Below are 25,739 nucleotides of genomic sequence, written 5' to 3'. Positions count from 1 at the left end.
ACAACATGACAAAGAATTTGGTTTTATGGCTCATCATCGCAGCGGTGCTGTTAACGGTGTTTAATAACTTTAGCCAAGAAGCTGCTCCCAATCGCGTGAGCTATTCAGAATTTGTACAGGCGGTACAGCGTGATCAAGTTCGAAACGTAGAAGTTGATGGTATTATGATCAACGGCAAATTTGGTGATGGCACTAGCTTTGAAGTGGTGCGGCCAGCCTTGTCAGACCCTAAGTTAGTGGATGATCTGCTAACCCATGAGGTGGAAATTGTAGGTAAACAGCCAGAGCAACAGAGTATCTGGATGCAACTTTTAGTTGCGAGTGCCCCTATTCTAATTATTATTGTGGTGTTCATGTTCTTCATGCGCCAAATGCAAGGTGGCGCGGGAGGCAAGGGTGGTCCCATGTCCTTTGGTAAGAGTAAAGCCCGCTTAATGAGCGAAGATCAAATTAAAACTACTTTTGCTGATGTTGCAGGGGTTGAAGAAGCCAAAGAAGACGTGCAGGAATTGGTGGAATTTTTGCGTGACCCCGGCAAGTTTCAACGCTTGGGGGGTCATATACCAAGGGGTGTGCTCATGTCGGGTGCGCCAGGCACAGGTAAGACCTTGTTGGCTAAAGCCATAGCGGGTGAAGCTAAGGTGCCTTTCTTTAGTATTTCTGGTTCTGATTTTGTTGAAATGTTTGTGGGTGTGGGTGCATCCCGTGTACGTGATATGTTTGAGCAAGCCAAAAAACAAGCGCCATGCATTATCTTTATTGACGAGATCGATGCCGTGGGTCGCCATCGTGGCGCTGGCATGGGCGGTGGTAATGATGAACGTGAACAAACCCTCAACCAGTTATTAGTAGAAATGGATGGTTTTGAAGGTAACGAAGGAATTATTGTGATCGCGGCAACTAACCGCCCAGACGTATTAGACAAAGCGTTATTGCGTCCTGGTCGTTTTGACCGTCAGGTTTACGTGCCTCTACCAGACATTCGTGGGCGCGAACAGATTCTTAATGTACACCTCAAAAAAGTACCTCTAGGTGACAGCGTAAAAGCCAAGTTAATCGCGCGTGGAACGCCAGGCTTTTCGGGTGCAGACCTAGCTAACCTAGTGAACGAGGCCGCTTTGTTTACGGCGCGTTTAAATAAGCGCACCGTGGGCATGGATGAGTTAGAGAAGGCTAAAGATAAAATCATGATGGGGGCCGAGCGCAAATCTATGGTCATGCAGCCTAAAGAAAAGCTCAACACGGCTTATCACGAAGCGGGCCATGCCATTGTTGGACGTTTGGTGCCAGATCACGATCCCGTTTATAAGGTGACTATTATTCCCCGTGGCCGAGCTTTAGGCGTGACCATGTTCTTGCCCGAAGAAGACCGCTATAGCTTGTCTCGGCAAGGTATTTTGAGTCAAATTTGTAGCCTGTATGGTGGTCGTATTGCGGAAGAAATGACCTTAGGAAAAGAGGGCGTGACTACTGGCGCTTCTAACGATATTCAGCGCGCGACACAACTGGCGCGTAACATGGTGACCAAGTGGGGCCTGTCCGAAAAATTAGGCCCACTGCTTTATGAATCAGAAGATACTGATCCGTTTAGTGGTGCACAAGGCCAGGGCGCCAAAGGTTTCTCTGATGAAACAACAGCAGTTATTGATAGCGAAATAAAAGAAATTATTGATACTTGTTACGAGCGTGCCAATGTTATTTTACATGACAATCGCGACATCCTAGATGCCATGGCGAATGCCTTGATGAAGTATGAAACCATTGACTCAGGTCAGTTGGATCAATTGTTAGCTCGTGAAGATGTGTCTGCGCCAGAAGGTTGGGACGATCAGGATCGTAATAGTAGCGGTTCAGACATTGATGGCAATGCTAGTGCCGCCTCAGCGGATGACCAGGCCACTGTTGCTGAATCTGATCTAGACGCAGACAACAGCGATGTGCTAGGTGCAGACGAAGCGCCAAGCTAAGATGTTGTTTGGTGACCAGCGGCTTAACTTGTCAGAGCCACATGTTATGGGAGTGTTAAATGTCACTCCCGATTCTTTTTCTGATGGTGGCAGCTTATTTGCTAATCAATATGTGTGCCTAGATACCGCTATGGAGCGGGCGCGGGCGATGGTGGCAGAGGGTGCCAGTTTTCTTGACATCGGAGGCGAATCAACCCGCCCAGGTGCAGATGCAGTCTCTGCTCAACAAGAACTCGATCGTGTTATTCCAGTGATTGAAGCCATTCGAGCTTCCTTAGATGTCGTAATTTCAGTGGATACTAGTACACCTGAGGTTATGGTGGCTGCGGCTAGAGCTGGTGTTGGGTTGATTAATGATGTGCGGGCTCTAGGGCGTAAAGGTGCCTTGCAGGCTGCCGCTGATACACAGTTGCCCGTATGCCTCATGCATATGCAGGGTGACCCTAAGACCATGCAAAACAACCCTGTTTATGATTCTGTAGTTGAGGATATTAGTGCCTATTTTGATGAGCGTGTTGCCCAGTGTGAGCATGCAGGTATCCCAGCAGAGCGAATACTCATTGATCCAGGATTTGGCTTTGGTAAAACCTTAGTCCATAATCTACAATTACTAAAACAGCTTAGCAAATTAGTCAATAAAGGTCTGCCAGTATTGGTAGGCATGTCACGTAAAAGCATGATTGGTCATGTCTTGAATCGACCCATGGATGAACGTTTGTATGGTGGCTTGTCTGTTGCTGTGATGGCCTATGAACGCGGTGCGCAGATCGTGCGAGTGCATGATGTTGGGCCTACGGTTGATGCGCTGCACATGGCACATGCGGTCATGGTCAGTGATCAAATCTAAACCACGGAAGGCGATAGAAAGGAGTTTGGTATGAAGTACTTTGGAACAGATGGTATTCGTGGCCGCTGTGGTGAATACCCCATCACCCCCGACTTTATGCTCAAATTAGGCTGGGCCGTTGGAAAGGTATTTTCTGAACAAGGCCGCAGTAAAGTTTTAATTGGCAAAGACACTCGCGTGTCTGGGTATATGTTTGAGTCTGCGTTGCAAGCGGGCTTATCGGCGGCAGGCGCAGATGTGCTGTTATTGGGACCCATGCCCACTCCAGCCGTGGCCTACCTAACGCGTACTTTTCACGCCGAAGCTGGCATCGTGATCAGCGCCTCACACAATGGTTATCGAGACAATGGTATTAAGTTTTTTTCGGCCCAAGGCGTAAAACTGTCTAACGAAATAGAAGCCGCTATTGAAGATAAACTACAAGAAACCATGGTGTGTGTGGCTCCAGAAAATCTAGGCCGAGCGCAGCGCATCTCTGACGCTGCTGGTCGCTATATTGAATTTTGTAAAGGCACTGTGAGCCACCATACCAGCTTAAAGGGGATGAAAATCGTACTCGACTGTGCCCATGGTGCGACCTACCACATTGCGCCTAACGTGTTGCACGAACTCGGTGCTGATGTCACTAGCGTAGGTATTGACCCGGATGGGTTCAACATCAACCAAGACTGTGGCTCTACGTCCATCGCCATGTTGCGTAAAGTTGTACGCTTGCAAGAAGCAGATATAGGCATTGCCTTAGATGGCGATGGTGATCGTTTGATTATGGTGGATCATACGGGTGATGAGGTTGATGGTGACGAACTGATGTTCATTATCGCCGCTCATTTAAAGCGTAATGGTTTGCTTGAAGGTGGGGTTGTTGGTACACAAATGAGCAACCTAGGCATGGAACTTGGCCTCAAGGACTTGGGTATTGATTTTTCCCGTGCCCAAGTAGGGGATCGATATGTAATGCAGGAGCTAAGAGACAAGGGCTGGCTCCTTGGTGGCGAATCTTCAGGCCATTTAATTTGTAGAAACCTCACTACCACAGGCGACGGCATTGTAGCTGCATTGCAGGTTTTACAAGCCATCCAATCGAGTCGCAAATCGTTATATGAACTCAAGAGTCAAATGCAAAAGATGCCACAGAAAATGGTTAACCTGCGCTTTGGTAGCCGAGTGAATTTGTCAGAATACCCGGCTTTAGATGGGATGGTCGAAGCCATGGAAAAACGCATGGGAGGCCGCGGACGGGTATTACTTCGGCCCTCTGGCACTGAGCCTTTGGTGAGAGTGATGGTAGAGGGTGAAGATGCCGATTTGGTGAGCCAGTACGCACAAGAGTTAGCTCACGATGTTAATCAAGTCATCTCTTAAACTAATGGGCTACCAATAACTGGTTAAATGCAGGCTAAAAACACTTAATGCCTTGTTTAGAGGCCCTAATTTCAGTATTATTGCGCGCTCAAATTGAATACCGTTGGCTTGTGTCAACAGAAGGTTAAGGTAATGGCTCACATGATCGTTGCAGGCAACTGGAAAATGAATGCCAGCAAAAGCGCTGTAACTGAGTTATTAAGTGGCCTAAAAGACAATGTGGCATCAGTCTCTAATGCAGAGCTGGTGGTGTTTCCTCCATTTCCATACCTGGCACAAGCCCAAGCCGAATTGATGGGTACAGGTATTCGTATTGGCGTACAAAACATTTGTGCCCAAGACAAAGGTGCTTATACTGGAGAAGTGTCTTTAGTCATGGCTAAAGAGTTTGATGTCAGCTACGTGCTGGTAGGGCATTCAGAGCGACGTGCTTTGTTTGCAGAAGACGATAGTCAAGTGGCAGCCAAATATGTGGCTACCCAGGCGATGCAGTTAACGCCGATATTATGTGTAGGTGAAACCTTAGAGCAGCGTGAACAAGGACGGACTTTAAGTGTGGTGAATGGTCAAATTCAGGCCGTTATAGATGCCGCGGGTGGGGCTAGCTTCGCCCATGCTGTAATCGCTTATGAGCCAGTGTGGGCCATAGGCACTGGGTTAACTGCGAGTCCGAAGCAAGCGCAGGAAGTGCATCGAGCCATCCGTGATCATATAGCGGATGTGGCGCCAGAGCAGGCTCGCGGATTAAAGATTTTATATGGTGGCAGTGTGACTGTGGCCAGTGCTGAAGAGCTATTTGCTCAAGCAGACATTGATGGCGGCCTAGTTGGCGGCGCATCCTTACAAGCCGATTCTTTTTTGGCCATTGGTCGGGCGGCGAAATAGATTAGCGCGTATTAAACGCAATAAGTGTAAAGCGAGAAATTTAATGGAAGTAGCAATTCTAATTGTACATGTGTTGTTAGCCGTAGCCTTAATTGGCTTTATTATGATTCAGCAAGGCAAAGGTGCCGATGCTGGGGCCTCTTTTGGGGGTGGCGGTGCTTCACAAACCGTTTTTGGCAGTAGCGGTTCAGGAAACTTTCTGAGCCGGACTACGGCGATTATAGCGGCTGGTTTATTTGTGACCAGTTTTGCTTTGGCTTTCTACGCCAAGCAACAAGCTAGCAGTATTTCTGATGCGGGCATTCCCATCGTTGAGCAAGTAGAGCAACAAACGCTTCCTAATTTTGAAGAAGCATTGGTGCCTACTGACAGCGATGTGCCAGTAACAGAGTAAAGGGTTATGCCGACGTGGTGGAATTGGTAGACACGCCACCTTGAGGGGGTGGTGAGCTATGCTCGTGCCGGTTCAACTCCGGCCGCCGGTACCAAATTGACGTCTATTACCAATCATAGATGTCCTAAAAGCCCCTAAAAATGGGGCTTTTCTTTGTCTGTTATATAATTACTGTCCGTTATTGGCTATTGATGTGGGCTTATATTTGGGGGTATAGTGGGGGGTATAAAGGGAAGAAGTCCACGATTATGCTAAATATACCCCAAATCAATAATGCCAAAATCTTGGAGAAGCAGTACAAGCTGTACGATTCTGGCGGCTTGTATTTGCTTATCCATCCTAACGGCTCTAAATATTGGCGGCTCAAGTATCGTTACTTAGGCAAAGAGAAGGTTATGGCCTTTGGCGTTTATCCAACCGTGTTGCTTAAAGAAGCTAGGGGCAAGCGTGATACAGCCAAAAAGACCTTGAGTGACGGTGATGACCCCATTCAGTTAAAAAAATCAAATAGACGTGCTCAAAAGATCGAAGCTGAAAACTCGTTTAACAATCTCGCCCTTGAGTGGTGGAAAAATGAAAGGGAAGGCTGGAAAGAAGATCATGCTAACAATGTGTGGCGCACACTTGAAGTTGATGTGCTGCCCTACATTGGTACAAGGCCAGTTAAGGGTATAACGTCTGGTGAACTGTTGGACGTAGTTAGAGCGGTTGAGTCTAGAGGCGCATTAGATGTAGCAAGCCGCATCCTACAGCGCTGTGGCGCAGTCTTTCGTTATGCCATACAAACTGACCGCCTAGTGTATAACCCAGCCTCAGAGCTACAGGGTGCGCTCAAAACGCGCAAAGTTAAAAGCAGGCCTTCAATGTCGCGTGAAGAGTTGCCCCACTTCCTCAAGAGTATTGATAATTACAGTGGTGAAATGGTCACTATTCTTGCGCTACGCCTTACAATCTTAACGTTTGTCCGACCAGGTGAAATACGCTTGGCTCGTTGGGAAGAGTTTGATCTAGAAGATAAATTATGGCGCATTCCTGCTGAACGCATGAAGATGACCTCTGACCATCTAGTACCATTACCTAAGCAAACTTTAGAATTGCTCGAACGCCTGCGCCCAATTACGGGCCACTATGATTTGTTGTTTCCTGGCTTTAGGGGCAAGGATCGGCCAATATCAGAAAATACCATGAACCAAGCGCTCAACCGCATGGGCTACAGGGGCGAAGCTACACCCCACGGGTTTAGAAACACCGCCAACTCGATACTGATTGAGAAGTTCAACATTGAGGCAGTAGATAAGCAGCTAGGACACCAGCAACGTAACAAGGTTCGCGCAGCGTATAGCCGCCATGCTGAGTATTTAGAAGATCGAGTTAAGATTATGGATTGGTGGGGAAATTACATTGAGCAGATGGAAGCAGGTTAAAACGCGGTCGCCCTTAATTTTGGTGCTGGTGGTAAATAATAGATTCTAAGTTGTACTGTTCCTAGGCTGATTCTCGAAAAGGTGGCAAACCTACCCACTCTGGCATGGTAAATTATTTGTAGGTCGCAGGGATGCTTTGTGAGTAAACTTTTCAAACTTAAAAAATGGCTTACTGTCGCTGAATCAGCAACGTATTTATCATTAGCGTTTTCAGAAACAGTGACAGAATCTGACATATACCGACTAGTCTTAGATCGACACCTTACGCTATCAGCTAATTTAGTTAATCATGCTTATGCGAGAACTGGCCGCTCCGTTGGTATAGAGGACGCAGACTTTTATATGTCAGACGACCTTGATTTGGCTAGTATCAATGAAACTGTCGACAGGATTAGAAAAGAACGTGGTGAAGATCCTTTAATCAGACCCGCCGCCCCTCATAAAATTATTAGTTCTGTTGCTATAGGAGAAAATCAATACTTTAAACGCGATGTTAAAAACGACTTTACGACAGTAGGTGGTATTTGGGACTTAGTCATGGTTGGCAACAACAAGTTAAATATTGAGCATATGTTTCAAGTTTTAACTGGTGGCCCCGAAATAACTCTAACTTGTTTAGATGGTATATTCCTTAGTCAACCTAATGGAGAGGTATGCGAACTTCAGGTTAGCGTTGATGAAAATGAATATCAGACGGGGTCTAACGCGGCATTACGAGAAATTCACGAGCAAATTGGATATGGAAGCCTGACTGGCAAGAATGCTAAAAAAGCTCTTGCCGATCATAAAGAGCAAAGAGTTGAATATTTATCATACGTAAAGTCAAAACCTAAGAAAGATAACTATGATCCTGCCCATTTAATGCCCCAAGATGCGATATACGTCTTAAAAATGAGCTCACTCAATGCCCTAACTGGCAAAGTAGGTTCAAGCAGCGTTACCGATACAACTCAGCGTAACTATGAACTTGCCATTGGGCTGCTAACCAAAGCGCTGGCAGACAAGGCTGGTGCGAATTGTGGTACTCAAGAAAACCCCAATATCAGTGGATTGTCTGAGTTACTACAGCAATACCTGCCTGCTGATGATGTAGGGAGCCTTTCAAACAAGGCGCTATCTATTTCAACCTTGAGGAAGAGGCTAAAAATAGGCTGTGACTCTTTAAAAAACAGCTAATTAAAGGTTTTTGATATTTATTATTGGGTTTTGGTATTTATCTAATAACCGCATAGCCATCCATTAACGTGTGCCCATGTTAACTACCGTCTCAGGAGACAATAACATGGCTACTAGCATCCGCTTACAGCAAAACAGCAACACCAATACATCAACTAACCCCCGTATTATTCGCTGGCCTAAAGTTCACGATAAGGTCGACTTGTGCCGCTCTCATGTTCATAAACTTGTATCGCAAGGATTATTCCCATCCCCTATAAAGCTCACTCCGAACGGTAGAGCTAGCGGTTGGGTAGAATCTGAGGTTAACGAATGGCTAGAGCAGCGTATTGCTGACTCACGTTCTAAAAATCCAGTAGCGGCGTAGGGGGGGCAGAAATGAAAAAGGCCACCCAAAAGAGCAGCCCTGATCACGATTCACAATCTGATTATACGCCAATTAATGACCCAACCAAAATCGAAGAGTGTTTGATTCTGCTACTGACGCGGCATGAAACAAATACCCATGATGCTGGTCGTGCTTATAACGAAACCTGCCTACATTCTGAAGTATCTAGTCTTCAAAAAACCCACGGCATTATGGTTGATCGAGTGAGAAAGACAATCCCAAGGGCTCGCAGTAAAGCCGCATACGCCCATTACTTTCTAACTGGTGATAACCGCACTAAGGCCATGAAGCTGTTGGATGGATTAAGGTCTAAGCGGAATGCTCAACCTATGAACTGGGTTGAGGCATGAAAGCAGTTGATGTATTAGACCGACTAGAACAGGTCACAGGTGGTAATGGGAAGTGGATGGCATGTTGTCCTGGTCATCAAGACAAGTCCCCTAGCCTAGCTATTACAGAAACCGATGACAGGGTATTAGTTTATTGCTTTGCGGGTTGCGAAACCTCAGACATTACCGCAGCCATAGGGCTGAATGTAGCCGACCTATTTTATAACAAGCTAGCGGGTACAGAAATGACCGAGAGAAAGCGCCAACGCTTTGAAGAAGTCTTGAAAAGTGAACGCATTCAAGTTGCCATTATCAACGCAGTGGAAAAAGTAGAGCGACCGCTAACAACCCATGAGCGTAATAGGCGTTCACTTGGACAGCAACGGATTAACAAGATTGAAGGAGCGTTACATGAATAGTTCAGTAACAGCGATTAGCACAACATTAGCCGAAGTAGACGCCCTGCCAGTTACGCGGTTAAAGGTTGAGCTTGAGTATGGTTCTACGGGCTACGACAGGGAACAATCTTTTGTCATTAAAGGGCTATTGCCTGAGCAATCATTTGTCAGTATGTATGGGCCAAGTGGCAGTTTTAAAAGCTTCCTTGCCTTAGATTGGGCGTGTCATATCGCCTCTGGGATTGATTGGGATCAGCATAAGGTCAAAGAAGGGGCTGTGCTCTACGTTGCTGGTGAGGGCGGCTTTGGTGTCACCAAGCGGGTTAGAGCATGGGAGATACGACACCAGGGAGCTAACCTTGATAACTTGGCTCGATTGGGTGTGCCAGTGTTCCCCGCCAATTATGATCAAGTGGAGCTGGTGGTCGATTACTACAACGATATAAAAGCCAAGACAGGGCAAGACGTAAAGCTAATCATTCTCGATACATTAGCTCGATGCTATGGCGGCAACGATGAAAATTCATCCAAGGATATGGGGGCGTTTATAACGGGCTGTGCAGCCATTCAACAGCTTACAGGGGCTACGGTATTAGTCGTCCACCATTCGGGTAAGAACGTGGAAAGTGGGGGCCGTGGCTCCAGTTCATTGCCAGCCGCCCTAGACGTGGAGTACCGTGTAAGTCGTGACGGTGAAGACCAACAAGCCTTAGTGCTGGCTTGCTCCAAAATGAAAGATTCTGATCAGCCAGAACCGAAAGCCTATGACCTAACCAGTGTTCATATTCGCACTGACTCGGATGGTGACGATGTTAATTCATTGTGCATTATTCCAGTGGGTAGGCCACCTAGTGACGATGAAGCGCCACCAATAAATACACCTCGCTGGAAGGCGTACCACACCGCCTTATGGCAAAGCGCACGCAGCCGCACAGAAACTAATGCCCCAGTTACTTATGCCCTGATACGAGACGACCTTAAAGCACTGGGCTTTGATATTAAACATTATGCAAGGTGGATGGAAAAGCTTGTTGATGAAGGGGCGCTTATCCGTGATGGTGAAATGGTTTCAATGGGCCAAATAAGCTTAGAAAAAGGAGAAAGCTAAGTGGGTAGCTAACTGGGTAGTTAAGTGGGTAATTATTCCTAAGTGGGTAATTAGCTACTACCCACCCACTTAGCGTGTATATATAACCTAAGTGGGTAATTGAAGGGTATTTAGACCATAAACCCACGTAATCATTGGGCTATAGAGCTACCCACTTAGGAATTTATCAAAGCTAAGTGGGTAGTAGCTAACTGGGTAGCTAAGTGGGTAGTACAATTAAAATGTGTATGAATTGGAGTATCAAAAATGATCATGAAACTAAGCCATGACAACAAACAAACAGTCGTAATGCCAGATGAAAATCATTGCTTACCTAAGTTGCTAATCAGCGCCAACGTAAAGAACCATTTAGAAATTAGCAACACGGTAATTTCACCCATTGCTGGACTACTGGTTGACAGAGGCCATAGCCAAAAGGATGCGCTAGCCAAGGCTGCGGCCCTGATTGCTGCTGCAAAACCAACCAATGAGCTAGAGTTGATGCTAGCAAGTCAAATGGCGCTAACTAGCTTATTAGTTACCCACACGGCAAGCCAAGCCTATACCGCCAAGACACACCAGGTATTAAACGCTGTCAGTAACCAAGTGATTAAGTTTAACCGCATTTACCTAGAACAAATCAATACACTTCAAAAGCTCCAAGGCAAAAGTCAGACGCAGAAAATTATAGTTGAAAAAGTGCATGTTGAGGCAGGTGGTCAAGCGGCAATAGGTGTCTATGAGGGAGGGGGAGTGAATGATAAAAAGTGACCACCAAGACCATGCGCCCAACAGGTTCGACTTTAATACCCTGTCTTTGTGTGGTGCAAAAACCCGTGCTGGTGGTTCATGTAAGCATAAAGGCAATATCCGTAATGGTCGCTGTAAATTACATGGTGGCAAATCCACAGGCCCGAAAAAACCTGCTTGTGGCCCTCACAACGCTCGCTACATCAACGGACTGCGAACCAAGGAAGCAATCGCCATACGCAAGCAAGCGGCCCACTTGCGGCAAGCATTAGCTGATCTAAAGTAGGGAAAAGTAAAGGTTTGAATCTGGCATCACAATAGGTTTTAATATTCTAGAAGCAATGGATATTGCTATTGGGGCATGGGGTAACTTTGGACCAGTTGAGGTCAATGTTATAGGCAGCAGTGTCAATGCGGTAAGAAGTTCAGAATGGGATTATTGGTTCTTTAAGAACGGAGCTGCAATTGCCACTTACAACCCAAGCATCCGTTTCTTTCCTGCAAAAACCATTTATTATGCGCCCGATTATGCTAAAAGAATTTTAAAGGAGATTATGCCTACAAGGCTATTAGAAGGTTCTACAGCAATAACCTTAGACGATTACTAAGAAGATGGGGTAGAGTTGAAACTCTACTCAATACCTAGCTGTGTACGCAGTGTTTAATAAAAATTGTTAGTAGGGTGCCATAAAATTAATTCGACTAATTATAATAAGGCGCAATAAAGCTTCCATCCGGTAGGTATCTCTGTGTAGGTGTCTATTCATAATAAGACTCAATAATTTTACTAATAAAGCAGTTAAAAAGTACCGATACTATAAATAACGTGTTGGATTGATTTTAATGTTATTCGTGAGTTAAGGTCTTAGACATAAAATTATTCACTCAATCAATCTAGGGTAATCATATGGCTGGTTCAACTATTATAGAAGCGTCTGCAATTAACGGGCAAACATACTTTAATTCTGGCCAATCTATTGAGATCATAAAAAACTCTGGAACTGACTACATAGACTCCCTTTTTAGTGACTATTATGGAGGGCCTCGTAAATGGAATACGGATCCATATTTAGATTCAAAATATTCTAAGGATGGTTCTATTGTTATCTCTTATAGCTTTGCTTCAGATATAGCGCTATACAGTCCTGATTGGTTTGCCATGGAAGATCACTCAATAGTCTATGATCCTACGGCCTATAAAGAAACACAAAAAGCTGACATGAGGGCTGCATTTGCTGAGTTTAGTCAGTTCATAAATATTTCGTTTGTAGAGGTCAGTGAGAATAATAATAAGGTTGGAAGTATACGATTTTTTATTAACAGTTTGATTTCAAGCACTCATGGAGTGATTGGTGATGCAGTAGGTGACCAGCCAGATAAAAACCCACAGGCGGGTGATATTATCTTTTCACCAAAATATGCGGACCTCTCATTTGGTCAAGGGCTATTAGAAAATGGGACAATGTACTCACCTTTTGTAGTTTTAACACATGAAATTCAGCATGCATTAGGTATCGAACATCCTGGAGACCACAGGACTATTTCGTTTCCAGAAGAAAAAATATTTACGAAATATACAGTCATGACAGGGATTGAGGGTGATGCCCAGCCATACCGGAAAGATGGTATTGAGTATGGGGTTGTACAGGCATCTATGGTTTATGACATAGCTGCCCTTCAATACCTTTATGGTGCAAATATGAGCCATAATAGTGGTAACAATACCTATTTTTACAAGCCAGATACGCCATTTATTGAAACGATTTGGGACGCAGGAGGCACAGATACGCTTGATTTCAGTAACTTTAGTAAAGCTAGCACGATAAGCCTAATTGGTGGTGAGTATTCGACGATTGGTTTTGACGTTGACTGGTCAATGAGTAACAATCTTGGCATTGCTTTTAATGCAACAATTGAGAATGCTTCTGGTGGAGCAGGAAGCGATAACATTACTGGGAATCCATCCGGAAATATTCTCAAGGGTAATGCTGGTGATGACACTATCCGTGGTAAGGAAGGCAACGACCAACTTCATGGTGATGGTGGTAATGATTTTCTTTATGGTGATGGTGGCAACGACACCATCTTTGCAGATGGGGGCTCCGATACTATTCAAGGTGGTGCAGGGTTAGACACCATCAAGTACGCTCTTTCACAGGCCAACTACACGCTGGCTGTGGGCGAAAGCAGCTCTACCTTACGAGAAATAAGCACTGGCACTAATGACAGCCTCAGTACCGTAGAGAGGGTCGTATTTTCTGATAAAGCGGTTGCGCTTGATATTGGCAGTGGCGAGGTAGGTGGCAGTTGCTACCGTATTTATAAGGCGGCGTTTAATCGCACACCTGATGAAGGTGGTTTAGGGTATTGGATAGGACAGATGGATTTAGGCAAGACTTTGGTAGAGGTATCAGCGGGATTTATTGACTCTGATGAATTTAGAGCTTCCTACGGCACTAACCCCAGCAATGGGGAGTTTCTCACTAAGGTTTATAACAATGTCCTTGGTCGCGACCCTGACAGTGGTGGCTATGATTGGTGGGTGGATCAATTGGCCAATAACCCAGAAAAAACTTGGGACAAGGTGATGGCAGACTTTTCTGAAGGCACAGAAAACCAAGCCAATGTCCTAGAACTGATTGGTAATGGGGTGCAGTATGACTTATGGGTGGCCTAGGCTTCACCCGACTACCAGAATAGTTATTAGTACCCAAACTGCCATAGCCCTTACCCACTTCACACCTTCTCTAACATCGATTAAGCACCTTACAGCCATACTCTAAGCTGTGTTCGCTCATCCAGCACTGCAATGCTACCAATGTTCATTAGCTCTTCTTAGAAAATGCTGTAAGGCTTTAAATGGGAATTCTTCTTGTCTCAATAATGAACTTATATAGAGGTGGTATTACTCGCTGTTTAGGCCACCCATAAGTCATAGCTCATGCCGTTTTCAATTGTAGGCAGCAGGTTTGCTCTGTTCTCTGCGCTGTCTGCTATTTCTGCTAATACTTGCCCACCTGTTTTGTTCTGATCCTCAATGGTAGATGTATAATATGCTAAGCCAACCGGATCAGGAGTTCGTCCTAGTACATTCTGGTAAAACAAATCAACGACTGCCTCAACATTGTTGCCAGTGAGGTATTGGTCTGTGGTAGTGACACCATAGAGCGTTTGAAACTCTGCAGACCAAACAAATTCTTCCGCCATTTGCACAGCACTTGCACCATTATCTGCACGATCAATCCAAAACCCAAAGCCAGTTTTCTCTGGGGTACGATTAAAGGCTGCTTTGTAGGTACGATAAATGCCACCTGCACTGTTAGCACCTTCAATGTCTAGTGCTATAGATCCGTCAATACATTTTAAACGAGAGATTGAATCTGAGAGTGTAATCGACTTTACATCAGCAATATAAGAAAAAACAGATACTTGAGTGTTAGTGGTTGTTGAAAGTGAATCTAAATCAACTGAAGGCGTGAACTTTTTTGGAGCCTTCATGACTGGAATATAGTCCTGTTTCCTCAGAATAGTATTCGGTTCTATTCTATAAAAGTCCCAAGATAAATCCCCCTTGTAAACAATCGCCCCATTTACAAAAGATATGTCTTCCATTTCAACAGATTTTTCTAGGTCAACCAAAAAATTAATTTTTGATGTCTCACTGATTTGAAGTTCTGGTGAAGCAGTCGGCCACGACATTGATGTCATGTATTGAGACACAGGCATAATGTTAAACTGTTTCTCCAATGCAGGAGCATAGACCTCTACGAAGCCCCCCTGTCCATTGTTGAGAAAAAAATGAGAGCCAGAATTTGTGTTAACTATTAAATCCTTTATGTTGTCACCATTAATTTCAGATTGAAAAGTTGTTCTCATTTGCTCAGGGAAATTACCGATTACATCAAAGTCTCTGTCAACTGATATGAAATTAACACCAATACTTTCTTCCTGAAAACCCAATAAACGTTCTTTTCCATCAATAGAATCAACAAAATGAATTTCATGAAACTTATAATCACCCTTTGGCAAAGAAACTCGATTGTTAATATTCAGTTGACTATCTAAAAATAAAACTTCATCACTTTTTGAGCCATATGGAGCTAAAACGACCTCATTACCTACAACCTCTAAAGCACCAGCAGATCGCTCGATCACTAAGCTTTTTATAGGCTTAAAGTTACTGTCGAAAGAGATCAGTGTCGAATTCCCCCAACCGGAAAACCCTAACGCTATAAAACCATCAGATAGTGGTTTAATATCGTGCCAAAATAATCGGTCTGGAACTGCACCAATGGCCGAATTTAACTCATAAGGTAACGCTTCAACAGTTCCACCTAAAGACACCTTGAAAATATACCCACCTCTCCAATTACCATCCGGAAGTTTCGTGTTTTCGTTCTCTTTATCATGATCAACTAAAACAAAGTGACTTTTATCTATTGGAACAGCATAACTTTTAGGAAAGCCTATTTCAGCATCTAAAAAACTTGATTGGTATTCACCACTAAGTAAGTCAACTGACAACATTAGAGATGGAAAATACTCATTTATCTGCAACCCCCCTTGATGGTAAAGTAAAAATAAATTTTCTCCATTAGAGCTAATCAGTCCACCATTTCCTTCAAATTGTAGCTTTGGGGAATCGCCTAAAAAACCATTCACACGAATCACTATTGCACCCCAGAAACATATAAAAAGTTATTACTCATAAATTTATCTACCAAATTACCACCAGTAGCTTCAAGCTGACTTTCCCAAAAGGCTAGACCGACAGCATCAGCTGGTCTGCCATAGTAGGCTATATAGATTTTTTGAACGTCATTAGAATAAACAGCCATGATACAAATCCCTTTGCTAAAATCGATTCAGACATAATGTGCAACAACTTTTTACGTTGTCTGATATTCCATTATTATCGTGATTGCTACACGTGAATTATTATATTACGCTATATTATATTATAATAAATACATCATCACTCACTAATAAACAGTGTGCTAGGAATACCACCATGGCATCAGTTACTTCAGAAAGGCAAGTGCAAGAGTTATATATTGCCTATTTTGGCCGACCTGCAGATGCAAGTGGGTTAGCTTACTATGCAAATGAATTAGACAAAGGCACAAAGGATGTTGCCGAGATTGCGCTTGGCTTTGGCGGAAGTGCTGAAGCGGCTCCTATTGTTGCATTAGACACTGATAAATACGTAGAGGCTCTTTACCTGCAAGCATTTGGTCGTAACTATAATGCAGAAACAGATAGTACTTTTTGGGTCGATTCGATTGCTTCAGGTGTTTACACTAAAGAAATGGCAATGGTTGAAATTCTGAATGGAGCAAGTGGAAATGATGCCACTGCAGTTGCTAACAAAGGTAAGGTGGCTGCAACCTTTACTACAGCGCAAGAGACTAATGAAAAAGCTTATAATGTCGAAGTGTTAACCGCGGCTAAAGCTCTGATGTCTGAGGTAACTGCTAAAGCGGCTACACTAACAACGGGTACTGCTGCAGCTGAAGCTGCTGTTGATAACTCTGCTCCTTTAACCACTGCCGCTGCCGCCAACCGTCTATATATCATCGCTAAAGCAGAACTTGGTGCTGCTGAGGTTGCTCAAGCTACTGCCGTTGCATCTGCTGCTATGCTAGCCTCTAACCACGCATTCGCGCAAGCGCGCATAACCCTATCCAATCACTTGATGAATGAATCTGCCAAAGCTCTTGCTGTTGCCATCGCTTCTGGTGATGTCGCTAAAATAGCAGCTGCTACCGCCGCAGACACTGCTGCGAAGGCGGATTTTGTGGCGAAAGCAACAGCAGCACATTCTGCAAGTGCTCTCCATGTTGCTCAGGGTAAGGTTGTTAAAATTACTTTTGAAGCTACTGCAGCCGCTCTAAGTGCGGCTGACCTTGCTATTGCTTATGGTGTTGCTATAGATGGTGGTGATCCAACTGCTATAGCGGTTGCTAAATCAGAACAATCTGCCGCCAATGCCGATTTTGATGCTAGTTACACTTTATACACTAGTCATGTTAGTAATTTAAGTAAACATGTTGGTGTTTCTAGAGCTTTATATATCGCTAATGAGGCTGTATCTGCTGCTAAGGCGGGTGGTGACCCAGCTGTAATCGCAGCAGCTAACGCGACCCGAAATGAGGCAGTTGCATTACGTGATGCTCTTTTTGTTCTTAAAGCTGACCCTAATGGCACGATAGCGGCATCAATGGTTGGCGGCCGAACTACACCGGAACCAGCTGTCGCTGCTGAAGCTTTAGGTAAAGCTGATGAGGCTTTAGCTGTCGCTAAGACCAGTGGTGATCCAGATATAATAGCAGCAGCTAACGCGGCCCGACTTGTGGCAGTTGTAGCCTTCCGTGATGCAATTATTTTTCGCGATGCTCCGAGTTACCTTCAAGGCGCTGGTACTTTTGAGCAACAAATATCAACCATTAATGCTGATGCCGCTGCTATTGCTGCTGCTGCTGACCCTAATGGCAAGATAGCTGCTGCTGCTGCTAATGCTCATGTCGCTAAAATGGCTGCTGAAGCTGATGCTTACAAAGCCTCTAGGACCCAATCACAAATCGCTGCAGAAGCTTTAGGTAAAGCTGATGAGGCAGTATCTGTGGCTAAGACCAGTGGTGACCCAGATATAATAGCAGCAGCTAACGCGGCCCGAGATGTGGCGGTTGCATTACGTGATGCTACTCTTTATGGCGATGCTCCGAGTGCAGGCGGTGCTACTTTTGAGGAACAAATATCAACCATTAATGCTGCTGCCGCTGCTAACGTTGCTGCTGCTGACCCTAATGACATGAGAGGTGCAGCTATTGCTGCTGACAAAGCTGCTTCTGACAAACTTCATGCCGAACATGTTGCTGCTGCTGCTGCTGACACAGTTCATATCGCCAGACAGGCTGCTCAAAAAGCTGCCTATGAAGCCGCTAACCCTAAACCTCCATCAGTTGTCGCTGCAGAAGCTTTAGGTAAAGCTGATGAGGCATTAGCTGCCGCTAAGGCGGGTGGTGACCCAGATATAATAGCGGCAGCTAATGCGTCCCGAGAAGCGGCAGTTGTATTGCGTGATGCTGCTCTTTATCTCGCTGTTGCCACTAACGTAACTTTTCATGCTGAAGTTTTAGCTGTTGATGCTCTTTTTGCTGCTGCTGCAGCATCTTCTGCCAGTCTTGAAGCAGTGACTGAGTTTGACTATAGTCCCGAACCTGACTTGTTTATCTAGTAGTGCTAGTCAGGCTAGATCAGGCGTCAAATAGTTGGTCTGGTCAAGGGAACTAAGCGTCTGAGGAATCAGCTATCATAAATGTTAAATCTATTTTGATTCATTGATTTTGTTCGGTACCCAGTGTTCAACATAAACAGTGTGCAAGGAATACCACCATGGCATCAGTTACTTCAGAAAGGCAAGTGCAAGAGTTATATATTGCGTATTTTGGCCGACCTGCAGATGCAAGTGGGTTAGCTTACTATGCAAATGAATTAGACAAAGGCACAAAGGATGTTGCCGAGATTGCGCTTGGCTTTGGCGGAAGTGCTGAAGCGGCTCCTATTGTTGCATTAGACACTGATAAATACGTAGAGGCTCTTTACCTGCAAGCATTTGGTCGTAACTATAATGCAGAAACAGATAGTACTTTTTGGGTCGATTCGATTGCTTCAGGTGTTTACACTAAAGAAATGGCAATGGTTGAAATTCTGAATGGAGCAAGTGGAAATGATGCCACTGCAGTTGCTAACAAAGGTAAGGTGGCTGCAACCTTTACTACAGCGCAAGAGACTAATGAAAAAGCTTATAATGTCGAAGTGTTAACCGCGGCTAAATCTCTGATGTCTGAGGTAACTGCTGAAGCGGCTACACTAACAACGGGTACTGCTGCAGCAGAAGCTGCTGTTGATAACTCTGCCCCTTTAACCGCTGCCGCTGCCGCCAACCGCCTATATATCATCGCTACAGCAGAGCTTGGCGCTGCTGAGGTTGCACAAGCTGCTGCCGTTGCATCTGCTGCTAAGTCATCCACTGCGGCTACTGTGGCCGCCTCTGGCGCTGCAGCTGCTGTTGCCGTGGCTGCAACAGCTGCCAAAGTTCTTGAAGAGGCCATCGCTGTTGGTGACGTCGCTGCAATAGCAGCTGCAAAAACGACTGAAGTTAATGCTAAGGCTGAAGCTGCTGTTAAGGCTAAAGCTGCTGTTAGGGCTGGAGAGTTTTATAATGCTCAACTTGCTGCTAGCAAAACTGCTACTGAAGTCGCTACTATTGCTAACAGTGCTGCTACCTTAGCTACTGCGTATGGTTCTGCTGTAGAAAGTGGTGACCCTTCTTCTATAGCCGCGGCTAAATCAAAACAAGCTTCGGCCGTTGCTGCGTTTGATATTAAGTACACTTTACACACTAACAATTCGACAGCCTTTGCTGCAGCTGAAATCGCTACCGCTGCTGCTGCCAAAGCTGTTTCTGATTCCACTACTGCTGCCGCTAATTCTGTATCTGAAACAGGCCCGTCTGCAGCCGCTGCAGAATTAGCAGCTAGCAACGCTGTTGCTCAAGCGGCAGTCGCCTCAGCAACTGCTGCTACTGCTAATGCTGTGTTTAATGCTACTACTGCTTACAGCTCAGCTGTAATCGGAGGTGACCGCGCTGCAATAACAGCTGCTCAAACAGCCGTAGTAGCAGCCAGCGCAGCCACTGCGGCTGCAAAAAAGTATTCAGCTGCTGTTAATGTTGTCAATGGGTCAGTTTCTCGTGATATTGAAGCTTTAATAGCTTCTGGTTATTCTGGGCCTATTACAGCAGCAGAGGCAGAAGTTGTAGATGGGTCTAGGGAATATGGCCATGATGATGGTTCAGGGCTCAGTTTTGTACACTTTACTGATGGTGATGGCCCTTGGGCAAAAGCAGTGAGTGCGCTTGCAAGAGGTCGTTCTAGTGTCGTGAACATTCAAAAACGTCTAATTTCACAATCCGATAAAAATGATATCTATGCTGCTTGGGCGGTAGCTTCTGATGTGGAGATAAAGGATGCTCGTGATTCTGCTTGGGCAAAAGCGATGGCTATGGTCGACTGGACTGAAGAGCGATTACCTAAACAAGTGGAAGATGAACGCAAAGCGAATATTGCGCTATGGAAAAATGCGTACACAGAAAAAGACCTTCTATGGGTTGACCCTACTCCAATAGTTAATTCTTATAATAAAACTGCTGGCCTAATGAGGATTGTTAATGCAGCGAGGGACAAGGGTGCTGCTGAATCAGAGGCGTATAAAGCGGCTGGAGGCTCTGGCGTACCCGTTGCCTCAAAAACTGTGACTTTCGAGGGTGTTGAATATACATTTAATGCTTGGGGACTTGGTCCTTCTACTACCTCAGGCGACCAGAAAGCCGGAGATCAGAAAATGTTTCAGGCTCAAGTTGAGAAGACTGCCGCTTCTTTTCTTATGAATCTGCGCGAGGGTTCTGTAGCAGCCGATAGTTACGTTGCTCTGGTTAAAGCTGCCGCCGAAGCTAGAGCTGTTTCTGTAGCTGCCGCAAACGCTGAGAATGCTATTTGGGCTGCTCGAGTGGCTGCTGCTGATACTGATCCAGCTCTTGCTTATGGTACTGCGGACCTTGAGGTTGCAATAGCTTCTGGTTATTCTGGGCCTATTACAGCTGCTGAGGCTGAAGTTGTTGATGGGTCTTGGGTGTTTGGTAGTGGTGATGGTGCAGTACACTTTACTGACAGTGACGGCCCTTGGGCAGTGGCTGCAAGAGCTGGGTTAGATATATTAGCTATTCAAAATATGCCAGTATCTCAATTTAATAAAAATTATATATATGTTCAAATTATAAAAGGTTGGCAGGGTGGGACTTTAGGGTCAGCAGCAGCAGCAATAGCAGCTGAACCTGCCTTCTATAACTCAAAAACTTGGCTTGCTGCAGTGGCTGCTGTAGATTCAATAGTTTCAGCTTCTTCTTTTGCAGAGGCTGTTGCCACTAACGTAACTTTTCATGCTGATGTTTTAGCTGTTGATGCTCTTTTTGCTGCTGCCGCATCTTCTGCCAGTCTTGAAGCAGTGACTGAGTTTGACTATAGTCCCGAACCTGACTTGTTTATCTAGTAGTGCTAGTGAGGCTAGATCAGGGGGCATGAATTAGGTCGTTCAATTGTTCAAGGACGGCTATAGTTATTGTTCGTGATCGCTGAAAGCTGGCTTTTTGAACACTGAGTTTTCCCGTTTTAATTTTATAAATCGAAGACTTAAGTTATGTGCAGATGGTGCCGCTGCTTATCAAATTTTGTTTACGCCAAATCGTATTAGGCCAAAAGTGATATGTATCATTCAACCAGGAGAAGGTTTTGGAGGAAATTGGACACACTTTAAAGATCCAAATCAAATTTTAGCACGCTCGGTTTGGGAAAACCCTGCAGGTATGCCACCACTCCTGCTAGATGGAGAATATTGGAAACGAGAAGCATCTTCACCAGCCTGTTGGCCCTACTATGATGAATTCATTTGTTTGTTAGGTGACAACATATCTGTTTTTACAACTAAGTCTTATCTCAAAGAAGGCCATATGAAGGGGGCGAATTGGATCAAAAGGCGTACATGTTATATCAGCAAACTGCGATAAGTTTTAACGTCCTAACTACTTAAACCTGACACCATAAAAAGAATACCAACCTCACGGTTTATTCCGACACCGTAAAAAGAAACTTAATTCGGACTGTATTTAGTAAATCCCATGATTATTGAGAGAGATTTATTTAGTGCGCGGGGGTATTAATGGGGGTATATATGGATGTATTATTTTAAATATCCAATATAAACAATAGGATAAGTGTATATTTCAACTCCGGCCGCCGGTACTATATTTACATCTATTACCAATCGTAGATGTCCTAAAAGCCCCTAACCATGGGGCTTTTTTTTGCCTGGGCGTTTATTTTTTGGAGTATTGTTGAGTGTTGCTTGGGGTTTAGCTGCATCGAGGGAATCGATTGGGATATGCTTCCAAAGAGTTGCACTCCCTTAGGGAAAGTGTCAGCATCGAGCGCCTAACTAGTCAGTCAAATGGGGTTTTAAAGATGAAGGTAAACGGGCAATGTTATTGTGGAAAAATATCCTTAAAGGCTGAAGTGTCTGAAAATATGATGATGGCCTGCCACTGCAAAGATTGCCAGATATTCAGTGGTGCTCCTTTTAGGGCTGTGGCTGTCGCGAGCGCAGAAAATGTAGAGATTAAAGGTGAGGCCAAAGAATATGTCAAAGTGGCTGATAGTGGTAATAAAAGAATTCAAGCTTTTTGTGGCGATTGTGGTACTCAGCTTTATGCTACTGATCTAGAAAAAACCATGTTTAATATTCGCGCTGGTTTTTTAGAACAGCATCATCAAATTGTGCCTAAGAAACATATTTTTGGTAGTTCCACTGCTGCATGGCTGGCTGATATTGATGAGCAGGCCTGGGTTACCGCAGGTCCAAAAAGTGAGCCCTTGAAATCGTAAATAAGCAGGGTACACAGAGTTCTTGATCAAATAGTTTCAATGGTAATAGGCACACTGGGGTGTGAGGAGAGATAATGAGTTTATACGATAAAATGACCGCTGCTTGGGCCAATAGGGACGGTCAGGCCTACTTAGATCTGCATCATGAAGATTTTCAGATGACTTGGCATTCAACGGGAAGAGTGAGCAAAAAAGGCGACACTTCTGCTGAGCAGATGAGTGCGATTATGGGTTTTTCTACCATTCGCAATCGCCGTTGCATCTTCGAAAGTGATGACATCATAGTGCAGCATATGTTTGCTGATTATGAGAATGGAACCAAAGATGCAACCTTGCACGTTAGCCTGAAGAAAGATGGGCTGCTGTGGCAAACTGAAACCGGCGTAACAGCTGTCAAAACCCAAGCTTAATTTGTTCATATTAATCGATGTATGGCTTTTAATAAGTTAAATTTTTGTTATTAAGGAATTCACTATGCGTTATCTACATACCATGATCAGAGTATCGGATTTAAAGGCCTCTCTAGATTTTTGGTGTAATCAACTGGGCCTGGTTGAAGTTAAACGAACCGACTATGAGTCAGGGCGCTTCACCTTAGTATTTTTAGCGGCCCCATTCGATGCACTGGGTGCTAAAGATACTAAGGCTCCGCTCTTGGAACTCACCCATAACTGGGATGATGATGAAACCTTGACCACCGGCAGAAGCTGGGGGCATGTGGCTTATCGAGTGGATGATATTTATGGACTTTGCCAAACTTTGATGGATGCTGGTGTGGTGATCAATAGACCTCCCCGAGATGGGCACATGGCTTTTGTAAAATCCCCAGACAATGTGTCGATTGAATTATTGCAAGAGGGTGAGCATTTGGCGCCCATGGAGCCATGGTTATCAATGCCTAATACAGGCAGTTGGTAAGGCCCAAGATTAAAATTGGCCTTTTGCCATTTAGTTGCAATAAGTGTTTGACGTGTAAGGATTATATGGCTATTATGTGCGCTCTTTGATGCGGGGTGGAGCAGCATGGTAGCTCGTCGGGCTCATAACCCGAAGGTCGTAGGTTCAAATCCTGCCCCCGCTACCAATTTTAGGTGGATGTTTTATTACATTGACCTTTGGCGGAAGCCATCAAGAATTAATTCAGGGGTTCGTACTTGTGTGGTTAAAGCAATGATGAGACTGGATACATATAGTCAACAAAAAGCCCCAATTGAGGGGCTTTTTGCGTTTTAGGATGTTGAAATGGCAGGTGCAGCGGCACAAATTGAAGCATTAGTAGCGCCAGCAGTGGCAGCTTGCGGGTGTGAACTTTGGGGTATTGAATATATCTCTCAGGGACGGCACACCACTTTGCGCGTATACATAGATCATGCCAAGGGTATCGGTGTGGAGCAGTGTGCAGATGTGAGTCGGCAAGTTGCCGCCATTATGGATGTTGAAGATCCGATAACGGGAGAGTATACCCTCGAAGTGTCATCACCAGGGCTGGATCGCCCCTTGTTTAGTTTGTTGCAGTATCAAGCAAGTATTGGTGAGAAGCTGAGTTTGAAGTTGCGTCTGGCGTTTGATGGCCGTCGTCGCTTTACTGGTTTGCTAAGCGGCATTGAAGGTGATGACGTGGTTTTGCAGGTTGATGATGAAGAATATTTGTTGCCTTTTGACAGCATTGAAAAAGCCAATATTGTACCGCGCTTTTAAGCTCGGTTTTATAAGCCCAAATTAAGTGAGAGCTTGAAATGAATAATAAGGAAATTCTGTTAGTAGCAGAAGCTGTTTCAAATGAAAAGGACGTGCCAAAAGACGTTATCTTTGAAGCGATAGAGTTAGCTTTGGCCACTGCAACACGCAAGCATATTAACGACGAAAGCGATATTAGAGTCGCCATCGACCGCAAAACTGGGGAAGCAACTACCACGCGTTGTTGGACAGTAGTTACCGATGAGGTATACACCAACCCAGAAGCTGAATTAATTCTTGAAGACGCTCAAGTGACTAACCCTAGCCTTGTGCTGGGTGACCTTGTGCAAGAAGAATTGCCCACTGAAGTGTTTGGCCGTATTGCAGCGCAAACTGCTAAGCAAGTGATCGTGCAAAAGGTTCGTGAGGCAGAGCGGGCCAAGGTTGTGGAATTGTACCGTGGCCGTATTGGCCAAATTATTAGTGGTAGCGTTAAGAAAGTCACACGCGACAACGTGATTGTGGATCTGGGAAATAATGCCGAAGCCCTCATGGCAAGAGACCAATTGATTGGTCGAGAAACATTCCGTATGGGTGATCGTGTGAGGGCTTTGTTGTCTGAAGTACGAACGGAGAGTAGAGGTCCGCAGCTGTTCTTAAGCCGCACAGACCCACAAATGTTAATTGAGCTGTTTAAAATTGAAGTGCCAGAGATTTCTGAAGAGGTGATTGAAGTTCGAGCAGCTGCGCGTGATCCGGGATCCCGTGCTAAAATTGCAGTGAAGACTAACGATGGCCGCATAGATCCAATTGGTGCTTGTGTTGGTATGCGTGGTTCACGTGTGCAAGCGGTGACAGGTGAGTTAAACAATGAGCGCGTAGATATTGTCCTGTGGGATGATAATCCGGCTCAGTTAGTCATTAACGCCATGGCGCCTGCAGAAGTGAGTTCTATTGTTGTTGATGAAGATCGCCATGCGATGGACGTTGCTGTAAGTGACGAAAACTTAGCTATGGCCATTGGTCGCAATGGGCAAAATGTGCGTCTAGCCTCGGAGTTGACAGGCTGGACCATTAATGTGATGTCTGAAGAAGATGCTGCTGCCAAGCAACAAGATGAAGTGGGTGGTGTGGTTCAGACTTTTGTTGATGCGTTAGACATTGATGAAGACTTTGCTGAAATGTTGGTAGAGGAAGGCTTTGCTAGCCTCGAAGAAATTGCCTACGTACCCCTAGACGAAATGTTGGCGATTGATGGATTAGACGAAGACATTGTTGAAGAGCTCCGTACGCGTGCAAAAGATAAGTTACTTAACCAAGCGCTCGCAGCAGAAGAACAGTTAGACAACTCTGAGCCTGCTCAAGATTTGCTAGACATGGAAGGTATGGATACTCACCTTGCATTTGTATTGGCAAGTCGTGGCATCATTACCATGGAAGATTTGGCCGAGCAAGCTGTTGATGAGATCTCAGATATTGAAGGTTTGAGTGACGAGAAAGCTGCAGAATTAATTATGACGGCCCGCGCCCCTTGGTTTGTTTAAGCCATAGCCCGAC

General features: G+C 44.9%; 25 protein-coding genes and 2 tRNA genes. 25 read left to right on the top strand and 2 right to left on the bottom strand.

Going from position 1 to position 25,739, the window contains the following annotated elements:
* Positions 1-5 precede the first annotated feature (5 nt).
* From ftsH to ABXT59_RS12340, 16 genes are all read left to right on the top strand, one after another.
* A complete protein-coding gene (gene ftsH / locus ABXT59_RS12415) occupies positions 6-1,967 on the top strand; it encodes an ATP-dependent zinc metalloprotease FtsH (RefSeq protein WP_443638625.1) in 1,962 nt (653 codons plus the stop codon).
* Between the two features lies 1 nt (position 1,968).
* Positions 1,969-2,814, top strand: a complete 846-nt coding sequence (gene folP / locus ABXT59_RS12410; protein WP_443638623.1) for a dihydropteroate synthase — start codon at positions 1,969-1,971, stop codon at positions 2,812-2,814.
* A gap of 30 nt (positions 2,815-2,844) precedes the next feature.
* The gene (gene glmM, locus ABXT59_RS12405; protein ID WP_443636449.1) at positions 2,845-4,176 is read left to right on the top strand and encodes a phosphoglucosamine mutase; all 1,332 of its coding nucleotides are present in this window, start codon (positions 2,845-2,847) and stop codon (positions 4,174-4,176) included.
* A gap of 132 nt (positions 4,177-4,308) precedes the next feature.
* Positions 4,309-5,061, top strand: coding sequence for a triose-phosphate isomerase (gene tpiA / locus ABXT59_RS12400; protein WP_443636448.1), 753 nt, complete (start codon positions 4,309-4,311; stop codon positions 5,059-5,061).
* Between the two features lie 43 nt (positions 5,062-5,104).
* A complete protein-coding gene (gene secG / locus ABXT59_RS12395) occupies positions 5,105-5,455 on the top strand; it encodes a preprotein translocase subunit SecG (RefSeq protein ID WP_443636446.1) in 351 nt (116 codons plus the stop codon).
* A gap of 8 nt (positions 5,456-5,463) precedes the next feature.
* Positions 5,464-5,549, top strand: a tRNA-Leu gene (locus ABXT59_RS12390).
* A gap of 154 nt (positions 5,550-5,703) precedes the next feature.
* The gene (locus ABXT59_RS12385) at positions 5,704-6,879 is read left to right on the top strand and encodes a tyrosine-type recombinase/integrase (RefSeq protein ID WP_443636444.1); all 1,176 of its coding nucleotides are present in this window, start codon (positions 5,704-5,706) and stop codon (positions 6,877-6,879) included.
* Positions 6,880-7,017: 138 nt separating this feature from the next.
* Positions 7,018-8,055, top strand: a complete 1,038-nt coding sequence (locus ABXT59_RS12380) for a hypothetical protein (RefSeq protein WP_443636443.1) — start codon at positions 7,018-7,020, stop codon at positions 8,053-8,055.
* A gap of 106 nt (positions 8,056-8,161) precedes the next feature.
* Entirely contained in the window at positions 8,162-8,422 is a 261-nt protein-coding gene (locus ABXT59_RS12375) for a helix-turn-helix transcriptional regulator (protein WP_443636441.1), read from the top strand.
* Positions 8,423-8,433: 11 nt separating this feature from the next.
* Positions 8,434-8,793, top strand: coding sequence for a hypothetical protein (locus tag ABXT59_RS12370; RefSeq protein ID WP_443636439.1), 360 nt, complete (start codon positions 8,434-8,436; stop codon positions 8,791-8,793).
* Positions 8,790-9,191, top strand: a complete 402-nt coding sequence (locus tag ABXT59_RS12365; RefSeq protein ID WP_443636438.1) for a CHC2 zinc finger domain-containing protein — start codon at positions 8,790-8,792, stop codon at positions 9,189-9,191. Before ABXT59_RS12370 ends, ABXT59_RS12365 begins: the two co-directional genes overlap by 4 nt.
* Positions 9,184-10,278: a helicase RepA family protein gene (locus ABXT59_RS12360; protein WP_443636437.1), complete on the top strand. Its 1,095-nt coding sequence runs from the start codon at positions 9,184-9,186 to the stop codon at positions 10,276-10,278. Before ABXT59_RS12365 ends, ABXT59_RS12360 begins: the two co-directional genes overlap by 8 nt.
* A 246-nt stretch (positions 10,279-10,524) precedes the next feature.
* A complete protein-coding gene (locus ABXT59_RS12355; RefSeq protein ID WP_443636435.1) occupies positions 10,525-11,028 on the top strand; it encodes a hypothetical protein in 504 nt (167 codons plus the stop codon).
* Positions 11,015-11,293, top strand: a complete 279-nt coding sequence (locus ABXT59_RS12350) for an HGGxSTG domain-containing protein (protein WP_443636433.1) — start codon at positions 11,015-11,017, stop codon at positions 11,291-11,293. The genes ABXT59_RS12355 and ABXT59_RS12350 overlap by 14 nt, the downstream gene beginning before the upstream one ends.
* Before the next feature lie 55 nt (positions 11,294-11,348).
* Positions 11,349-11,615 carry a hypothetical protein gene (locus ABXT59_RS12345; RefSeq protein WP_443636432.1) on the top strand — a complete coding sequence of 89 codons (267 nt, stop codon included), beginning with the start codon at positions 11,349-11,351 and terminating at the stop codon, positions 11,613-11,615.
* Positions 11,616-11,914: 299 nt separating this feature from the next.
* Positions 11,915-13,684 carry a DUF4214 domain-containing protein gene (locus ABXT59_RS12340; RefSeq protein ID WP_443636431.1) on the top strand — a complete coding sequence of 590 codons (1,770 nt, stop codon included), beginning with the start codon at positions 11,915-11,917 and terminating at the stop codon, positions 13,682-13,684.
* 239 nt (positions 13,685-13,923) lie between these two features.
* Here ABXT59_RS12340 and ABXT59_RS12335 read toward each other — a convergent pair whose 3' ends face one another.
* Together ABXT59_RS12335 and ABXT59_RS12330 are read right to left on the bottom strand one after the other, a co-directional pair.
* Positions 13,924-15,669, bottom strand: coding sequence for a DUF4214 domain-containing protein (locus ABXT59_RS12335; protein ID WP_443636429.1), 1,746 nt, complete (start codon positions 15,667-15,669; stop codon positions 13,924-13,926).
* 8 nt (positions 15,670-15,677) lie between these two features.
* Positions 15,678-15,845 (bottom strand): hypothetical protein, encoded by a 168-nt coding sequence (locus ABXT59_RS12330; protein WP_443636428.1) that lies wholly within the window; start codon positions 15,843-15,845, stop codon positions 15,678-15,680.
* 92 nt (positions 15,846-15,937) lie between these two features.
* Between ABXT59_RS12330 and ABXT59_RS12325 the strand changes: the two genes are divergently transcribed.
* From ABXT59_RS12325 to nusA, 9 genes are all read left to right on the top strand, one after another.
* Positions 15,938-18,244 (top strand): DUF4214 domain-containing protein, encoded by a 2,307-nt coding sequence (locus ABXT59_RS12325; protein ID WP_443636426.1) that lies wholly within the window; start codon positions 15,938-15,940, stop codon positions 18,242-18,244.
* A 158-nt stretch (positions 18,245-18,402) separates the two neighbouring features.
* The gene (locus ABXT59_RS12320) at positions 18,403-21,117 is read left to right on the top strand and encodes a DUF4214 domain-containing protein (protein ID WP_443636425.1); all 2,715 of its coding nucleotides are present in this window, start codon (positions 18,403-18,405) and stop codon (positions 21,115-21,117) included.
* A gap of 97 nt (positions 21,118-21,214) precedes the next feature.
* Positions 21,215-21,631: a hypothetical protein gene (locus ABXT59_RS12315; protein WP_443636423.1), complete on the top strand. Its 417-nt coding sequence runs from the start codon at positions 21,215-21,217 to the stop codon at positions 21,629-21,631.
* A gap of 454 nt (positions 21,632-22,085) precedes the next feature.
* Entirely contained in the window at positions 22,086-22,505 is a 420-nt protein-coding gene (locus ABXT59_RS12310; protein WP_443636422.1) for a GFA family protein, read from the top strand.
* A gap of 74 nt (positions 22,506-22,579) precedes the next feature.
* Positions 22,580-22,915 carry a hypothetical protein gene (locus tag ABXT59_RS12305; RefSeq protein WP_443636421.1) on the top strand — a complete coding sequence of 112 codons (336 nt, stop codon included), beginning with the start codon at positions 22,580-22,582 and terminating at the stop codon, positions 22,913-22,915.
* A 64-nt stretch (positions 22,916-22,979) separates the two neighbouring features.
* Positions 22,980-23,423: a VOC family protein gene (locus ABXT59_RS12300; RefSeq protein WP_443636419.1), complete on the top strand. Its 444-nt coding sequence runs from the start codon at positions 22,980-22,982 to the stop codon at positions 23,421-23,423.
* 89 nt (positions 23,424-23,512) lie between these two features.
* Positions 23,513-23,589, top strand: a tRNA-Met gene (locus ABXT59_RS12295).
* 158 nt (positions 23,590-23,747) lie between these two features.
* Positions 23,748-24,203 (top strand): ribosome maturation factor RimP, encoded by a 456-nt coding sequence (gene rimP, locus ABXT59_RS12290; RefSeq protein ID WP_443636418.1) that lies wholly within the window; start codon positions 23,748-23,750, stop codon positions 24,201-24,203.
* Between the two features lie 38 nt (positions 24,204-24,241).
* A complete protein-coding gene (gene nusA / locus ABXT59_RS12285; protein ID WP_443636417.1) occupies positions 24,242-25,726 on the top strand; it encodes a transcription termination factor NusA in 1,485 nt (494 codons plus the stop codon).
* Positions 25,727-25,739: the final 13 nt, after the last annotated feature.

Origin of the sequence: Candidatus Njordibacter sp. Uisw_058 (genome assembly GCF_047730065.1) — a bacterium.
Taxonomy (GTDB): domain Bacteria; phylum Pseudomonadota; class Gammaproteobacteria; order Pseudomonadales; family Balneatricaceae; genus Njordibacter.
The sequence above is the reverse complement of the archived record's forward strand: the minus strand, read 5'-3'. Positions and strand labels throughout refer to the sequence as shown.

Excerpts from the sequence above, each read along its gene's own strand:
- ftsH (WP_443638625.1), top strand. The coding sequence starts at position 6 with ATGACAAAGAATTTGGTTTTATGGCTCATCATCGCAGCGGTGCTGTTA.
- secG (WP_443636446.1), top strand. The coding sequence starts at position 5,105 with ATGGAAGTAGCAATTCTAATTGTACATGTGTTGTTAGCCGTAGCCTTA.
- ABXT59_RS12355 (WP_443636435.1), top strand. The coding sequence starts at position 10,525 with ATGATCATGAAACTAAGCCATGACAACAAACAAACAGTCGTAATGCCA.
- tpiA (WP_443636448.1), top strand. The coding sequence starts at position 4,309 with ATGGCTCACATGATCGTTGCAGGCAACTGGAAAATGAATGCCAGCAAA.
- glmM (WP_443636449.1), top strand. The coding sequence starts at position 2,845 with ATGAAGTACTTTGGAACAGATGGTATTCGTGGCCGCTGTGGTGAATAC.
- ABXT59_RS12360 (WP_443636437.1), top strand. The coding sequence starts at position 9,184 with ATGAATAGTTCAGTAACAGCGATTAGCACAACATTAGCCGAAGTAGAC.
- ABXT59_RS12305 (WP_443636421.1), top strand. The coding sequence starts at position 22,580 with ATGAGTTTATACGATAAAATGACCGCTGCTTGGGCCAATAGGGACGGT.
- ABXT59_RS12330 (WP_443636428.1), bottom strand. The coding sequence starts at position 15,845 with ATGGCTGTTTATTCTAATGACGTTCAAAAAATCTATATAGCCTACTAT.
- ABXT59_RS12370 (WP_443636439.1), top strand. The coding sequence starts at position 8,434 with ATGAAAAAGGCCACCCAAAAGAGCAGCCCTGATCACGATTCACAATCT.
- ABXT59_RS12350 (WP_443636433.1), top strand. The coding sequence starts at position 11,015 with ATGATAAAAAGTGACCACCAAGACCATGCGCCCAACAGGTTCGACTTT.
- ABXT59_RS12375 (WP_443636441.1), top strand. The coding sequence starts at position 8,162 with ATGGCTACTAGCATCCGCTTACAGCAAAACAGCAACACCAATACATCA.
- ABXT59_RS12385 (WP_443636444.1), top strand. The coding sequence starts at position 5,704 with ATGCTAAATATACCCCAAATCAATAATGCCAAAATCTTGGAGAAGCAG.
- ABXT59_RS12340 (WP_443636431.1), top strand. The coding sequence starts at position 11,915 with ATGGCTGGTTCAACTATTATAGAAGCGTCTGCAATTAACGGGCAAACA.
- ABXT59_RS12345 (WP_443636432.1), top strand. The coding sequence starts at position 11,349 with ATGGATATTGCTATTGGGGCATGGGGTAACTTTGGACCAGTTGAGGTC.
- ABXT59_RS12310 (WP_443636422.1), top strand. The coding sequence starts at position 22,086 with ATGAAGGTAAACGGGCAATGTTATTGTGGAAAAATATCCTTAAAGGCT.
- nusA (WP_443636417.1), top strand. The coding sequence starts at position 24,242 with ATGAATAATAAGGAAATTCTGTTAGTAGCAGAAGCTGTTTCAAATGAA.
- ABXT59_RS12365 (WP_443636438.1), top strand. The coding sequence starts at position 8,790 with ATGAAAGCAGTTGATGTATTAGACCGACTAGAACAGGTCACAGGTGGT.
- folP (WP_443638623.1), top strand. The coding sequence starts at position 1,969 with ATGTTGTTTGGTGACCAGCGGCTTAACTTGTCAGAGCCACATGTTATG.
- ABXT59_RS12300 (WP_443636419.1), top strand. The coding sequence starts at position 22,980 with ATGCGTTATCTACATACCATGATCAGAGTATCGGATTTAAAGGCCTCT.
- ABXT59_RS12320 (WP_443636425.1), top strand. The coding sequence starts at position 18,403 with ATGGCATCAGTTACTTCAGAAAGGCAAGTGCAAGAGTTATATATTGCG.
- rimP (WP_443636418.1), top strand. The coding sequence starts at position 23,748 with ATGGCAGGTGCAGCGGCACAAATTGAAGCATTAGTAGCGCCAGCAGTG.